This is a genomic window from Streptomyces sp. NPDC030296 (assembly GCF_055572815.1).
The window spans coordinates 24,803-38,225 of record NZ_JBVICQ010000008.1 but is presented as its reverse complement, the minus strand read 5'-3'; the positions used below and the strand labels follow the sequence as shown (position 1 = coordinate 38,225).

The following is a 13,423-nucleotide window of genomic DNA, read 5'->3' as shown; positions in this document are numbered from 1 at the left end:
CGCCCGATCGGACGCCCGGCGTTTTACCCGCGGCCGGTGAGCCCGCGGGCGTGGTCCAGGTGTGCGCCGAGCTGCTTCTGGATGCGCTCGGTCGCCTCGTCGAGGGCCTTGCGCGTCCGGCGGCCGCTGCCGTCGCCCGCCTCGAACGGGTCGCCGAAGACGACGTCGACGCGGGAGCGCAGCGGGGGCAGCCCCTTGATCAACCGTCCGCGTCGCTCCGTGCTTCCCAGGACGGCCACCGGGACGATCGGCGCGCCGCTGCGGACGGCGAAGTAGGAGAGCCCGGCGCGCAGCGAGGCGAAGTCGCCCTCGCCCCGGGTGCCCTCCGGGAAGATGCCCAGCACACCGCCGTGCTCCAGGACGGCGAGCGCCTGGGTGATGGCGGTGCGGTCGGCGGTCGAACGGTCCACCTTGACCTGTCCGATGGCGAGCAGGAAGGGGTCGAGGGGACCGATGAACGCCTCCTTCTTGATGAGGAAGTGCGTCGGCCGGGGCGCCACACCCATGACCATGGGGCCGTCGATGTTGTGGGAGTGGTTGACGGCGAGGATCACCGGGCCGGTCGTGGGGACCTTCCAGGCGCCCAGCACGCGAGGCTTCCACAGCCCGTACATCAGGCCGACGCCGATGCGCCGGCCGACCTCGGCGCCCCGTACCGAGGGGGCCTCGGCCGACGGGGTGCGGCCCGAGGGGGCGCGTTCCGGGGACGCCTCGCTCACTTCGCCGCCCGCTTCTCCTCGACGAGGGTGACGACGCACTCGATGACCTGCTGGAGGGTGAGGTCCGAGGTGTCCACCTCGACCGCGTCGTCCGCCTTGGCGAGCGGCGAGGTCTTGCGGCTGGAGTCGGCGGCGTCCCGCTTCAGGAGGGCCTCGCGGGTCGCCTGGACGTCGGTGCTCTTCAGCTCGCCGCTGCGGCGGGCCGCGCGGGCCTCCGGGGAGGCGGTGAGGAAGATCTTCAGGTCGGCGTCCGGCAGCACGGTCGTGCCGATGTCGCGGCCCTCGACGACGATGCCGTTCTTTGCGTCGGCGGCGATGGAACGCTGCAGCTCGGTGATCCGCGCGCGGACCTCCGGTACGGCGCTGACGGCGCTGACCTTGGAGGTGACGTCCTGGGTGCGGATCGGGGCGGCGACATCCGTGCCGTCGACCGTGATGGTCGGCGCGGAGGGGTCGGTGCCCGAGATGATCTCCGGCTTGCCGGCCACGGCGGCGATGGCCGACGGGTCGTCTATGTCGATGCCGTTGGTGACCATCCACCACGTGATCGCCCGGTACTGGGCGCCCGTGTCGAGGTAGCTCAGCCCGAGCTGTGCGGCCACGGCCTTCGAGGTGCTCGACTTGCCCGTGCCGGAGGGGCCGTCGATGGCAACGATCACTGTGGCGCGTTCCACTGGGGGGCACCTTTCCTGTTCCGAGGTGGCGGGGCGAGACGGAAGGCGCCCCGGACAAGGGTACTGGGTGCGCGTAGCCCGTCCGGCCCAGCCCGCGACGGCGCCCCCGCTCCGGGCCGCCCGACGAGCGGACGGGCCGGTGTCACTGCCGCAGCGCCCACCCGCGCTCGCGCAGGGCGCCCGACAGCACGGGCACCGCCTTCGGCTCCACCATCAGCTGGACCAGACCGGCCTGCTGGCCGGTGGCGTGCTCGATGCGGACGTCCTCGATGTTGACCCCGGCCGCGCCCGCGTCGGCGAAGATCCGGGCGAGCTGGCCGGGCTGGTCGTCGATGAGGACGGCCACGGTCTCGTAGACGCGGGGCGCGGAGCCGTGCTTGCCGGGGACGCGGACCTGGCCGGCGTTGCCGCGGCGCAGGACGTCCTCGATGCCGGTGGTGCCCTCGCGGCGCTTGGCCTCGTCGGATGCCTGGAGGGCGCGCAGGGCCTGGACGGTCTCGTCGAGGTCGGCGGCGACGTCGGTGAGGAGGTCGGCGACGGGGCCGGGGTTGGCGGAGAGGATGTCGATCCACATGCGCGGGTCGGAGGCCGCGACGCGGGTCACGTCCCGGATGCCCTGCCCGCACAGCCGTACGGCGGCCTCCTCGGCGTGCTCCAGCCGGGCGGCGACCAGGCTGGAGACCAGGTGCGGCATGTGCGAGACCAGGGCGACGGCCCGGTCGTGGGCGTCGGCGTCCATGACGACGGGCACGGCCCGGCAGTGCGAGACCAGCTCCAGGGCGAGGTTCAGGACCTCGGTGTCCGTGTCGCGGGTCGGGGTGAGCACCCAGGGCCGGCCCTCGAAGAGGTCGCCGGTGGCGGCCAGGGGCCCGGACTTCTCCCGGCCCGACATGGGGTGGGTGCCGATGTAGGCGGAGAGGTCCATGCCCAGCGCCTCCAGCTCGCGCCGGGGGCCGCCCTTGACGGAGGCCACGTCGAGGTAACCGCGGGCGAGGCCCCGGCGCATGGCGTCGGCGAGGGTCGCGGCGACGTGCGCGGGAGGGGCGGCGACGACCGCGAGGTCCACGGGCCCGGTGGGCGGCTCGTCGGTGCCGGCGCCGAGCGCGGCCGCCGTCCGGGCCTGCTCGGGGTCGTGGTCGGTGAGGTGGACGGTCACACCGCGCTGGGCGAGGGCGAGCGCGGCGGAGGTGCCGATCAGGCCGGTGCCGATGACGAGTGCGGTTCTCACTGGGCGATGTCCTTGCGGAGTGCGGCCGCGGCGCCCAGGTAGACGTGCGCGATCTCGGAGCGGGGCCGGTCGGACTCGATGTGCGCGAGGATCCGTACGACGCGGGGCATCGCGCCCTCGATGTCGAGTTCCTGCGCGCAGATCAGCGGTACGTCGACGATGCCGAGCTTGCGGGCGGCGGCGGCCGGGAAGTCGCTGTGCAGATCCGGCGTGGCCGTGAACCAGATGCTGATCAGGTCGTCCTGGGTGAGCCCGTTGCGTTCCAGGGCGGCGGTGAGCAGTTCACCCACCCGCTCTTCCATGTGCGCCGCCTGGTCCTCGTCGAGTTGGACGGCGCCCCGGACCGCTCGTACCGCCACGGTTTGGCTCCTTACCTGCTGTGCGTCACGGCTCCTTGCCCGTCCAGCCTAGTGAGCCCGGCCTGACCGGGCGCGCGGCGCCCGCCTGCCGAGACACCCGCACGTGAAGTCATTTGTGGCACCCTGTCCTGAATTGAAGCTTCTGCGGTGTTCTTCGGAGTGACGACATGACGACGGGTACGACACGACGCGCGGTGCTGGCGACAGGTGCGGCGGGCACGGCGGCACTGCTCGCGGGCTGCGGCGGGGGCGGTGACGACGGCGGTTCGGACGGGACCTCGACCCCGGAGGGCACCGGCGCGGGCGGCGGGGGCGAGGCGCTGGCGACGACGACTGACATCCCGGTCGGCGGCGGCAGGATCTTCAAGGACGAGAAGGTCGTCGTCACCCAACCCCAGGAGGGCGACTTCAAGGCGTTCTCGGCGGTCTGCACCCACCGCGCCTGCCTCGTGACCACGGTCGAGGACGGCACGATCAACTGCCCCTGCCACGAGAGCAAGTTCAGCGTCACCGACGGCGCGGTGGAGAGCGGCCCGGCCCAGCGGCCGCTGCCCGCCGAGCAGATCACGGTCTCGGGAAATTCGATTCGGCTGGCCTGAACCGGCCCCGTACGCTCCCGGCATGCAGCCCTCGCACACCCACGCCCTGGTCCGTGACCACACGATCTACTCCTGTGTGATGGGTTCACGCGCCTTCGGTCTCGCGACGGACGACAGCGACACGGACCGGCGGGGTGTGTTCCTGGCGCCGACCGCCCTGTTCTGGCGCTTCGAGAAGCCGCCGACGCATGTGGAGGGGCCGGCCGAGGAGCAGTTCGGCTGGGAGCTGGAGCGCTTCTGCGAGCTGGCCCTGCGGGCCAACCCGAACATCCTGGAGTGCCTGCACTCCCCTCTGGTGGAACACGTCGACGACACGGGCCGTGAGCTGCTGGCCCTGCGCGAGGCGTTCCTGTCGCGGCAGGCCCAGGAGACGTTCGCCCGGTACGCCCTCGGCCAGCGCAAGAAGCTGGAGGCGGACGTCCGCACGCACGGCGCGCCCCGCTGGAAGCACGCCATGCATCTGCTGCGCCTGCTGATGAGCTGCCGCGACCTGCTGCGCACGGGCACGCTCACCATCGACGTGGGCGACCAGCGCGAACCCCTGCTGGCGGTCAAGCGCGGCGAGGTCTCCTGGGACCGCGTCGAGGCGTGGATGGCCCGGCTGGCCGCGGAGACCGCTGAGGCGGCGGCCCGCTCCCCGCTGCCGGCGGAACCGGACCGGGCCCGGGTCGAGGACTTTCTCTTCCGGACCCGGCGCGCGTCAGCCCTTCGGGCCGTCGAGGCGGACCCGGATCACGAAGTCGTGCAGGGCGTCGTACGCGGCGGGGGTCTCCGGCAGCGCTGACAGTGCCTGTTCCTCGTCGAGCGTCTTCTGCAGCCGTTCCACGTCCTCGGCCACGCGGTCCTGATCCACCTCGGCCTTGCCGTGCTCCTGTGCCGCCTTCGCCGCGACGAGGTCCGGCAGATACGCGGGGGCCTCCTCGACCAGCGGCAGCAGGCTCGGCAGATGGGCCTGCACCTCGCCGCCGCGCATGAGGTGGATGCCGGTGAGCAGCACCCGGAACGTGTAGAGCAGCGGCTTGAGTTCACCGGTCTTCTCGAACAGCCGCCACTGGGTGATGGCGAAACCCCGGTAGTGGTGGGCGTGGTGCCGGGTGAGGACGCCCGGCACGAGGGAGATCAGTTCGCGGTGCGCGTCGCCGGTGTGCACGACGAGCGGGGAGAGCAGCTGCTCCAGCACATAGCCGTTGCGGCGCAGCATCAGCCGTACGAACTTGCGCAGGTCGTGGGTGACGAGGTCCATCTCGACGCCGTCCCGGTCCCACATCCTCGACCGTGTCTCCTCCGGCTCCCTCAGCCCGACCAGGTCGGCGGCGGGCAGCAGATGCACACCGCGCAGGTCGACGTCGGAGTCGCGGGAGGGGAAGCCGTACAGGTGGGCTCCGGAGACGGTGGCGAACAGCAGGGGATCGGGCTGTTCGGCGACCACGGGTGCCAGGTCGATGTCGAGGGCGTCGGTCATCCCTCAAGCGTCCCAGAGCGCCCCCAGCGACACGAGGTCGCCCTGGTACTCGATCCGGTCGGCCCACTCCGCGGGCCAGGCGGCCGGACCGTGGTGGGCGCCCGCGAAGGCACCGGTGAGGCAGGCGATGGAGTCCGAGTCGCCGGAGGTGCAGGCGGCGCGGCGCAACGCGGTGACGGGCTCGTCGACGAAGAGGAGGAAGCACAGCAGTCCGGTGGCGAGGGCCTCTTCCGCGATCCAGCCCTCCCCGGTGGCGAGGCACGGGTCGGTCTCCGGGGACGGGGTGCGCAGGGCCTGCTGGACGCGGTCCAGGGCGTCGAGGCACTCGTCCCAGCCGCGGGCGATGTAGTGCTCGGGCGAGGGGTCCTGGCTGTAGGTCCACAGGTCGCCCAGCCAGCGGGCGTGGTAGCGGGAGCGGTTCTCGTAGGCGTACGAGCGCAGCTGTCCGACCAGGCCGAGCGGTTCGGCGCCCTGGGCGAGCAGGCGTACGGCGTGGGCGGTGAGGTCGGCGGCGGCGAGCGCGGTGGGGTGGCCGTGGGTGAGGGCGGCCTGCAACTGGGAGGCGCCGGCGCGCTGTTCGTCGCTGAGCGGGCCGATGAGGCCGAGGGGCGCGACCCGCATGTTGGCGCCGCAGCCCTTGGAGTGGATCTGGCTGGCGAACTGCCAGGGGTGGCGCTCCCGTGCGAGGAGGTCGCAGGCGACCAGGCAGGTCTGGCCGGGGGCGCGGTTGTTCTCCGGGGAGCGGGACCATGCGACGAACTCCTTGCGGACGGCCTTCTCCAGGGCCTCGGGGCCGAGCACCCCGCGGTCCATGGCGGCCCGCAGCCCGTGGCCGAGCGCGAGGGTCATCTGGGTGTCGTCGGTGACGATCGCGGGCCTCGGCAGCTCCATGTTCCGCCAGGGGCCGAACTTCGCGAGGATCGACGGTACGTCGTTGAACTCGGTGGGGAAGCCGAGCGCGTCCCCGAGGGCGAGGCCGAGCAGGGAGCCGGTGGCGGCGCGCTTCGCGAGCAGCGTCATGGTCATCGGGGCCGTCCTTCCGTGGTGGGTCGCAGCAGGGGCGGGTGCAGGGCGGTGGCCCCACCCGCTCGGTACAGCGCGGCGGGCTTGCCGCGTCCGCCGGTCAGGCGGGCGGCGCCGGGCACCTGTTCGACGAAGCCCGGCGTGGCCAGCACCTTGCGCCGGAAGTTGGGCCGGTCGAGGGGAGTGCCCCATACGGTCTCGTAGACCTGCTGCAATTCGCCGAGCGTGAACTCGGGGGGACAGAAGGCGGTGGCGAGACAGGTGTACTCGAGCTTGGCACCGACGCGTTCGTGGGCGTCGGCGAGGATGCGGTCGTGGTCGAAGGCGAGCGGGCCGACGGCGTCGAAGCGCAGCCACTGGGCCTGGGCCGCGTCGCCGCCGCCGTGCGGGACGGGCGGGTCGGGCAGCAGGGCGGCGAACGCGACGGTGACGACCCGCATCCGGGGGTCCCTGCCGGGTTCGCTGTAGGTACGCAGCTGCTCCAGGTGGAGCCCCGAGGCGTCCGTGACGCCGGTCTCCTCCGCGAGCTCCCGCCAGGCGGCCTCCTCGGCGGACTCGTCCGGCAGCACGAACCCGCCGGGCAGCGCCCAGCGGCCGGCGTAGGGCTCCTGGCCACGCTCGACGAGCAGCACCTGAAGGGTGCCCGCGCGGAGGGTGAGGACGGCGAGGTCGACGGTGACGGCGAAGGGCTCGAAGGCGTACTTGTCGTAGCCCTCGGGTGAGGTCATGCCCGTCGCCTCCTTTATGGTCACCCTGACTAATAGTCATTCCGACTATAAATGCGCGGGGGTGGGCGCACAACCCTTTACGGGGAAAGGAACGCCAAGAGCGGGGCCGGAAACGGCAAAGGGCCGGCCCCGGGCACGAACCCGGGACCGGCCCACCACTGAACAGGGAGGCTTAGAGGTCGACCTCCCCCATCAGCATCCCGACCTCGGTGTTGGACAGTCGGCGCAGCCAGCCCGACTTCTGGTCGCCGAGGGTGATCGGCCCGAAGGCTGTGCGGACCAGCTTGTCGACGGGGAAGCCGGCCTCGGCCAGCATCCGGCGCACGATGTGCTTGCGCCCCTCGTGGAGGGTGACCTCGACGAGGTAGTTCTTGCCGGTCTGCTCGACGACCCGGAAGTGGTCGGCGCGCGCGTACCCGTCCTCCAGCTGGATGCCGTCCTTGAGCCGCTTGCCCAGGTCACGCGGGATCGGGCCGACGATGTGCGCGACGTAGGTCTTCTTCACGCCGTACTTGGGGTGCGTCAGCCGGTGCGCCAGCTCACCGTGGTTGGTGAGCAGGATGACACCCTCGGTCTCGGTGTCCAGGCGGCCCACGTGGAACAGCCGGGTCTCGCGGTTGGTGACGTAGTCACCGAGGCACTGCCGGCCCTCCGGGTCCTCCATGGTCGACACGACGCCGGCGGGCTTGTTGAGGGAGAAGAACTGGTACGACTGCGTCGCCACGGTCAGACCGTCGACCCTGACCTCGTCCTTCTCCGGGTCGACCCGCCGGCCCTGCTCGGTGACGATCTCGCCGTTGACCTCGACGCGGGCCTGCTCGATCAGCTCCTCGCAGGCACGCCGGGAGCCGTAGCCGGCGCGGGCGAGCACCTTCTGCAGCCGCTCGCCCTCCTGCTCGGCGCCCGGGAAGGTCTTGGGCAGCTTGATGTCCTTCTTGCCCGCGTACCGCTCCCGGTTGCGCTCCTCGGCGCGCGCGTCGTACTCGCGCGAGGTCGCCGGGGCCGAACGGCCGCGCCCGCGGGGCTGCTGCGCCTGCTTGGGGCCGCCCTTGGCGCCGCCGCGCGCGGAGGCGCCCCGCCCGGACTTCGGGCCGTCCTGCGTCCCGCCGGGGCCCACGTCGTAGCGGCGCTCCTCGGGGCGGGGCTTGCGGGGACGGCCCTGGCCGCCCTGCTTCTGGTCCCTGTTGTTGCCGGCACCGCGGTGGTTACCGCGCCCGCCGCTCTTGCCGCTACCGCTGCTTCGCATCAAAGTTCCGTCGTCGTCGTGTCAGTCATGGCCGACGTGGGTCCGTCGTCCGCGTCCGGGGCATCCGGATCGAACGACGGTACGGCTTCCTGGGTCTCGGCCTCGATCGCCTCGGCCTCCGGGAGGAAGGGCGCGAGTTCCGGTAGCTCGTCCAGGCCGCGCAGGCCCATCCGCTCCAGGAAGTAGTTCGTCGTCCTGTACAGGATCGCACCTGATTCGGGTTCCGTGCCCGCCTCCTCCACCAACCCGCGCTGGAGCAGGGTCCGCATGACCCCGTCGCAGTTGACCCCGCGCACCGCGGAGACACGGCTGCGGCTGACCGGCTGGCGGTAGGCGACCACGGCCAGCGTCTCCAGCGCGGCCTGGGTGAGCCGGGCCTGCTGCCCGTCGAGCACGAACCGCTCCACGGCGGCCGCGTACGCGGGGCGGGTGTAGAACCGCCACCCCCCGGCGATCAGCCGCAGCTCGAAGCCGCGCCCCTGGGCGGTGTAGTCGTCGGCCAGTTCCCGCAGCGCCTTGGCGATCTGCCGCTTCGGCCGCTCCAGGATCTTGCTCAGGTGCTCCTCGGTCGCGGGCTCGTCCACGACCATGAGGACGGCCTCCAGGGCGGGCTTGAGGTCGAGGTCGGCGACGGTACGCAGCCCCCCTGACACCACGGTCGCCTCGGTCGTCTCCTCGCTCACGCCTTCTCCTCCTTGGGGGGCTCGGGCGGCCGGTCGAACTCGTCCGTGACCACGGGCTCCGCGTCGCCGTCCCCGCCCGTCCAGCGGACGATCAGGTCACCGAGGGCGGTCTCCTGGTCCAGGGCCACGGCCTTCTCCCGGTACAGCTCCAGCAGCGCCAGGAACCGGGCCACGACGGTGAGGGTGTCGTCGGTGTCCTCGACGAGCACGCGAAAGCTGGCCTCCCCCAGCTCCCGCAGCCGCGCGACGACGATCCCGGCCTGCTCCTGCACGCTGACCAGCGGCGCGTGGATGTGGTCGACGTACACCTGCGGCTTGGGCTTCGGCTGCATGGCCTTCACGGCCAGCCTGGCGAATCCTTCCGCCCCGATGCTGATGACCACCTCGGGCAGCAGCTCCGCGTGCTGCGGCTCCAGGCCGACGGTACGGGGGTAGCGCCGGGCCTCCTCCTCCAGCCGCCCGTTGAAGATCTCCGCGATCTGCTTGTACGCCCGGTACTGCAGCAGGCGGGCGAACAGCAGGTCGCGGGCTTCGAGCAGCGCGAGGTCGCCCTCGTCCTCCACCTCGGCGGCGGGCAGCAACCGGGCCGCCTTCAGATCGAGCAGCGTCGCGGCGACGACGAGGAACTCGGTCGTCTCGTCGAGGTCCCAGTCCGGTCCCATGCCGCGGATGTGCGCCATGAACTCGTCGGTCACCTTGGACAGCGCGACCTCGGTGACATCCAGCTTGTGCTTCGAGATCAACTGCAACAGCAGATCGAACGGCCCCTCGAAGTTGGCCAGCCGAACCTTGAAGACGCCGTCGTCGTCGCCGTCGCCCTGCGCCTCGACGCCGGCCGGTGCGCCGGCGGATGTGGTCTCACCACCGGGGTCAGCGTGGTGGACAGGCCCCCGTGCCGGAACGCGTGGGCCCGACGCCCCACCGGCCCCGGCCCCGGCCCCGGCAGGGGCGTCGGCCTCGGCAGGGGCCTCGATCCCGGACTCCGGCGCGCCGGTCGCCGCCCGCGCCTGGGCGGCCAACGGCTCACCCCCGGCATCGACCCCGGCGACCGACTCACTCCCGGCCCTGGGCGCGGTTTCGGCTTCGGCATCGGCATCGGCATCGGCATCGGCGGAGGGATGCTCGTCACCGCCGCTTGCGTTGTGGGCAGTCGTTCCGCGGGGCGGAAGGGGTGGGCACAACGCCCCACCGGCCTCGGCCGGGACACGCTCCTCGGCCGACGACTCACCCACCGGCGAACCCGGCGGAGCCACCGGCCCCCTCCCCAGCGCACGCCGACGGCCGGCGGGACCGCCGGGAGGCGCCGCCGACGACGAGGGGTCATACGAGGTCATAGCCCCCGCAGGCTACTCCTACCGCCCCCGCAGCCGTCGTACGAGGATGCTCGCGTCCCCGCGGGCCTCCAGATCCGCCAGCACCACGGCGACGGCCTCCCGGACGATCCGCCCGCGGTCGACGGCCAGCCCGTGTTCCCCGCGCAGTACCAGCCGCGCGTGCTCGAGGTCCATCAGCTCCTCGGCGGACACATACACGGTGATCTTCTCGTCGTGCCGCTCCCGCCCACTGGGCCGGCGTCCGGCGGCCCGCCCCCGCTTGCGCGGCGCGGCCCCGGCGGCCGCGCCCGGGGCGGCAGAACCTTCCTGCGGCTTCGGCTGGCGCCCGGCGGCGGCCCGCTCGGCCCCGGCGGCGGCGGACCGGCTGCGCGGCTGCTCGTCGGACTCGGCGTCCGCGGCCACATGCTCGGACCCCTCGCCGTCCCCGCCCTGCACGGGCACCGACGGCGGCGCGTCCTCCACGGTCGCGCCGACGTCGCTCTCCCCGGCGGGAGCGGGCACACGGGCTTCTCCGTTGGCCCCCCGTCGGGGAGTGGACGGCTGAAGCGCCATTCCCCCTGTCGTACGGAAGAGTTCGTCGGCCCCCGGCAGACTCACTCGGCGTGACACCGGGCGAGCACCTCCCTGGCGAGCTGGCGGTAGGCGGCGGCGCCGACGGAGTTGGAGGCGTACGTGGTGATCGGCTCACCGGCGACCGTGGTCTCCGGGAAGCGGACCGTGCGCCCGATGACCGTGTGGTAGACGTGGTCGTCGAACGCCTCGACGACCCGCGCGAGCACCTCACGGCTGTGCACCGTGCGGGAGTCGTACATGGTGGCGAGGATGCCGTCGAGCTCCAGCTCGGGGTTGAGCCGCTCCTGGACCTTCTCGATGGTCTCCGTCAGCAGCGCGACACCGCGCAGCGCGAAGAACTCGCACTCCAGCGGCACGATCACCTTGTGGGCGGCCGTCAGGGCGTTCACGGTGAGCAGACCGAGCGAGGGCTGGCAGTCGATGACGATGTAGTCGTAGTCGGCCATCAGCGGCTTCAACGCCCGCTGGAGCGTGGACTCGCGCGCGACCTCGGAGACCAGCTGGACCTCGGCCGCCGAGAGGTCGATGTTGCTCGGCAGCAGGTCCATGTTCGGGACCGCGGTCTTCAGCAGGACCTCGTCGGCCGACATGCCCCGCTCCATGAGCAGGTTGTAGACCGTGAGGTCGAGCTCCATCGGGTTCACCCCGAGGCCGACCGAGAGGGCGCCCTGCGGGTCGAAGTCGACGAGGAGGACCCGGCGTCCGTACTCCGCGAGCGCGGCACCCAGGTTGATGGTCGACGTGGTCTTGCCGACGCCGCCCTTCTGGTTGCACATCGCGATGATCTTCGCGGGGCCGTGGTCGGTCAGCGGGCCCGGGATCGGGAAGTACGGCAGCGGGCGCCCGGTCGGGCCGATGCGCTCGCGGCGCTGACGGGCCGCGTCGGGCGCGAGCGTCGCCGCGTACTCCGGATCGGGCTCGTACTCGGCGTCGGGGTCGTAGAAGTGCCCGTCGGGCAGCTCGTCGTAGTCGGCGAAGTGGTTGTGGACCCCGCCACTTCCGTCGCCGGCCATGGCGTTCACGTGTTGGCCATCCATGCTCTGGTGTGCTGGCTGAGTCACCCCTGAGGACTGGTGACCCTGGTGGGCTGCGAAGGTGCGGACTGCGACGGAGCCGACAGCCGCGAACCCCGTGGGTCCCGAGACCCGCGCAGGCATTCCTGGTTGACCACCCCCGGGAGTAAATGTCGACTCATTCACAAGTCGTCTTACCTCCTTGGTGACCAGGAAACTTCTAGATAGGTCAGCGTGGCACCATGCCGACGGTTGGCGACTCTATGGCGTGTCGGCGGTCCGCAGCAACACAATCCGCCGGACCCGGCCCGATGTGTCGGCAATGAAACATGCGACTGTCAAGGGCGTAGGGCCGTCGCACAGCAGGTTTCACCGGTGCGTGAAACATCCGAAGGGTTACGTTCGAGGCGAGTTGCGCGAGTGTCGCAAAGTGACCATACACACATCCGGCCGGACCTTGTCGGGCAAGATCCGGCCGGGAAACCGCTGTTGACGACCTGTGTTGACGTATCGCCTTTTACTCAAAGGTGACTCAAAGCAGCCCGTCGACGGCCCTGCGGTCAGCCGAGGAGCGAGGCCAGTTCGGTGTGCTCCAGTCCGTGCGCCTCCGCGACCTCGCGGTAAACGACCGCCCCGTCATGGGTGTTGAGGCCCTTGGCCAGCGCGGGGTCGCGGCGCAGCGCCTCGACCCAGCCATGGTTCGCGAGTTCCACGATGTACGGCAGCGTGGCGTTGGTCAGCGCGTAGGTGGAGGTGTTGGGCACCGCGCCGGGCATGTTGGCGACGCAGTAGAAGACCGACTCGTGGACCTTGAAGGTCGGTTCGGCGTGCGTGGTGGGCCGCGAGTCCTCGAAGCAGCCGCCCTGGTCGATCGCGATGTCGACAAGGACACTTCCCGGCTTCATCCGCGACACCAGCTCGTTGGTGACCAGCTTCGGCGCCTTGGCGCCCGGGATGAGGACGGCGCCGATGACGAGGTCGGCCTCCAGGCACGCCTTCTCCAGTTCGAAGGCGTTGGAGACGACGGTCTGGATCTTCGTACCGAAGATCTTGTCGGCTTCCTTGAGCTTGTTGATGTCCTTGTCGAGCAGGGTCACGTGGAAGCCCATGCCGATGGCGATCTGCGCGGCGTTCCAGCCGGAGACACCGCCGCCGATCACGACGGCTCGCCCGGCCAGCACACCCGGCACACCGCCGGGGAGCACACCGCGGCCACCGTTGGCGCGCATCAGGTGGTAGGCGCCGACCTGGGGAGCGAGCCGGCCCGCGACCTCGGACATCGGGGCGAGCAGCGGCAGCGCGCGGTTCGGCAGCTCGACGGTCTCGTAGGCGATCGCGGTGGTGCCCGACTCGACGAGCGCGTCGGTGCACTCCTTGGACGCGGCCAGGTGCAGATAGGTGAAGAGGGTCTGGTCCTTGCGGAGGCGGTGGTACTCCTCGGCGATGGGCTCCTTGACCTTCAGCAGCAGGTCGGCGGCGGCCCACACCTCGTCGGCCGTGGCCAGGATCTGGGCGCCGGCGGCGACGTACTCGGCGTCCGGGATCGACGAACCGACGCCGGCGCCCTCTTCGACGACGACCTGGTGGCCGTGGCGCACCAGCTCGTGCACACCGGCCGGGGTGATCGCCACTCGGAACTCGTTGTTCTTGACCTCGCGGGGGATGCCGACCTTCACGTCGATCACGGTCCTTGGATCGGAGGGGTGTGGGGGCGCGCACGCATAATCGGTACATGCCCGCACGATGCAGGACATACCCGTACGCATCGGAGCGCACCGGGAG

The 13,423-nt window shown here is 71.6% G+C and carries 15 protein-coding genes; 2 read left to right on the top strand and 13 right to left on the bottom strand.

Annotated features, from left to right (window positions below; genetic code table 11):
* Window positions 1–23: 23 nt before the first annotated feature.
* The 4 genes from ACZ4Z3_RS23080 to aroH all read right to left on the bottom strand — a co-directional run bounded on the left by ACZ4Z3_RS23080 (window position 24) and on the right by aroH (window position 2,980).
* Window positions 24–758 carry a lysophospholipid acyltransferase family protein gene (locus tag ACZ4Z3_RS23080; protein ID WP_468502779.1) on the bottom strand — a complete coding sequence of 245 codons (735 nt, stop codon included), beginning with the start codon at window positions 756–758 and terminating at the stop codon, window positions 24–26.
* Window positions 716–1,393, bottom strand: coding sequence for a (d)CMP kinase (gene cmk, locus ACZ4Z3_RS23075; RefSeq protein WP_468502778.1), 678 nt, complete (start codon window positions 1,391–1,393; stop codon window positions 716–718). Before cmk ends, ACZ4Z3_RS23080 begins: the two co-directional genes overlap by 43 nt.
* 142 nt (window positions 1,394–1,535) lie before the next feature.
* Window positions 1,536–2,621, bottom strand: coding sequence for a prephenate dehydrogenase (locus ACZ4Z3_RS23070; protein ID WP_468502777.1), 1,086 nt, complete (start codon window positions 2,619–2,621; stop codon window positions 1,536–1,538).
* Window positions 2,618–2,980 (bottom strand): chorismate mutase, encoded by a 363-nt coding sequence (gene aroH, locus ACZ4Z3_RS23065; protein ID WP_468502776.1) that lies wholly within the window; start codon window positions 2,978–2,980, stop codon window positions 2,618–2,620. The genes ACZ4Z3_RS23070 and aroH overlap by 4 nt, the downstream gene beginning before the upstream one ends.
* Before the next feature lie 167 nt (window positions 2,981–3,147).
* On the opposite strand from aroH, the gene ACZ4Z3_RS23060 reads away from it, so the two are divergent.
* Together ACZ4Z3_RS23060 and ACZ4Z3_RS23055 are read left to right on the top strand one after the other, a co-directional pair.
* A complete protein-coding gene (locus ACZ4Z3_RS23060; RefSeq protein ID WP_468502775.1) occupies window positions 3,148–3,579 on the top strand; it encodes a Rieske (2Fe-2S) protein in 432 nt (143 codons plus the stop codon).
* 22 nt (window positions 3,580–3,601) lie between these two features.
* Window positions 3,602–4,363, top strand: a complete 762-nt coding sequence (locus ACZ4Z3_RS23055; RefSeq protein WP_468502774.1) for a nucleotidyltransferase domain-containing protein — start codon at window positions 3,602–3,604, stop codon at window positions 4,361–4,363.
* On the opposite strand, the gene ACZ4Z3_RS23050 is transcribed toward ACZ4Z3_RS23055, so the two are convergent.
* From ACZ4Z3_RS23050 to ald, 9 genes are all read right to left on the bottom strand, one after another.
* Window positions 4,280–5,041: a nucleotidyltransferase domain-containing protein gene (locus ACZ4Z3_RS23050; protein ID WP_468502773.1), complete on the bottom strand. Its 762-nt coding sequence runs from the start codon at window positions 5,039–5,041 to the stop codon at window positions 4,280–4,282. The genes ACZ4Z3_RS23055 and ACZ4Z3_RS23050 overlap by 84 nt on opposite strands.
* Before the next feature lie 3 nt (window positions 5,042–5,044).
* A complete protein-coding gene (locus ACZ4Z3_RS23045; RefSeq protein WP_468502772.1) occupies window positions 5,045–6,067 on the bottom strand; it encodes an ADP-ribosylglycohydrolase family protein in 1,023 nt (340 codons plus the stop codon).
* A complete protein-coding gene (locus tag ACZ4Z3_RS23040; RefSeq protein WP_468502771.1) occupies window positions 6,064–6,792 on the bottom strand; it encodes an NUDIX hydrolase in 729 nt (242 codons plus the stop codon). Before ACZ4Z3_RS23040 ends, ACZ4Z3_RS23045 begins: the two co-directional genes overlap by 4 nt.
* A 172-nt stretch (window positions 6,793–6,964) precedes the next feature.
* Window positions 6,965–8,038: a pseudouridine synthase gene (locus ACZ4Z3_RS23035; RefSeq protein WP_055541894.1), complete on the bottom strand. Its 1,074-nt coding sequence runs from the start codon at window positions 8,036–8,038 to the stop codon at window positions 6,965–6,967.
* Window positions 8,038–8,721 (bottom strand): SMC-Scp complex subunit ScpB, encoded by a 684-nt coding sequence (gene scpB / locus ACZ4Z3_RS23030; protein ID WP_468502770.1) that lies wholly within the window; start codon window positions 8,719–8,721, stop codon window positions 8,038–8,040. The genes ACZ4Z3_RS23035 and scpB overlap by 1 nt, the downstream gene beginning before the upstream one ends.
* The gene (locus ACZ4Z3_RS23025) at window positions 8,718–10,055 is read right to left on the bottom strand and encodes a segregation and condensation protein A (RefSeq protein WP_468502769.1); all 1,338 of its coding nucleotides are present in this window, start codon (window positions 10,053–10,055) and stop codon (window positions 8,718–8,720) included. Before ACZ4Z3_RS23025 ends, scpB begins: the two co-directional genes overlap by 4 nt.
* Window positions 10,056–10,073: 18 nt before the next feature.
* Complete coding sequence (locus ACZ4Z3_RS23020) at window positions 10,074–10,664, bottom strand: hypothetical protein (protein WP_468502768.1); 591 nt, start codon at window positions 10,662–10,664, stop codon at window positions 10,074–10,076.
* Window positions 10,649–11,785 carry a ParA family protein gene (locus ACZ4Z3_RS23015; protein ID WP_079054846.1) on the bottom strand — a complete coding sequence of 379 codons (1,137 nt, stop codon included), beginning with the start codon at window positions 11,783–11,785 and terminating at the stop codon, window positions 10,649–10,651. Before ACZ4Z3_RS23015 ends, ACZ4Z3_RS23020 begins: the two co-directional genes overlap by 16 nt.
* 416 nt (window positions 11,786–12,201) lie before the next feature.
* Complete coding sequence (gene ald, locus ACZ4Z3_RS23010) at window positions 12,202–13,326, bottom strand: alanine dehydrogenase (protein WP_468502767.1); 1,125 nt, start codon at window positions 13,324–13,326, stop codon at window positions 12,202–12,204.
* Window positions 13,327–13,423: the final 97 nt, after the last annotated feature.

Coding starts and splice junctions, on each gene's coding strand:
- ACZ4Z3_RS23055 (WP_468502774.1), top strand. CDS start 3,602: ATGCAGCCCTCGCACACCCACGCCCTGGTCCGTGACCACACGATCTAC.
- ACZ4Z3_RS23035 (WP_055541894.1), bottom strand. CDS start 8,038: ATGCGAAGCAGCGGTAGCGGCAAGAGCGGCGGGCGCGGTAACCACCGC.
- ACZ4Z3_RS23045 (WP_468502772.1), bottom strand. CDS start 6,067: ATGACCATGACGCTGCTCGCGAAGCGCGCCGCCACCGGCTCCCTGCTC.
- ACZ4Z3_RS23025 (WP_468502769.1), bottom strand. CDS start 10,055: ATGACCTCGTATGACCCCTCGTCGTCGGCGGCGCCTCCCGGCGGTCCC.
- ACZ4Z3_RS23060 (WP_468502775.1), top strand. CDS start 3,148: ATGACGACGGGTACGACACGACGCGCGGTGCTGGCGACAGGTGCGGCG.
- ACZ4Z3_RS23015 (WP_079054846.1), bottom strand. CDS start 11,785: ATGCCTGCGCGGGTCTCGGGACCCACGGGGTTCGCGGCTGTCGGCTCC.
- ACZ4Z3_RS23040 (WP_468502771.1), bottom strand. CDS start 6,792: ATGACCTCACCCGAGGGCTACGACAAGTACGCCTTCGAGCCCTTCGCC.
- ACZ4Z3_RS23050 (WP_468502773.1), bottom strand. CDS start 5,041: ATGACCGACGCCCTCGACATCGACCTGGCACCCGTGGTCGCCGAACAG.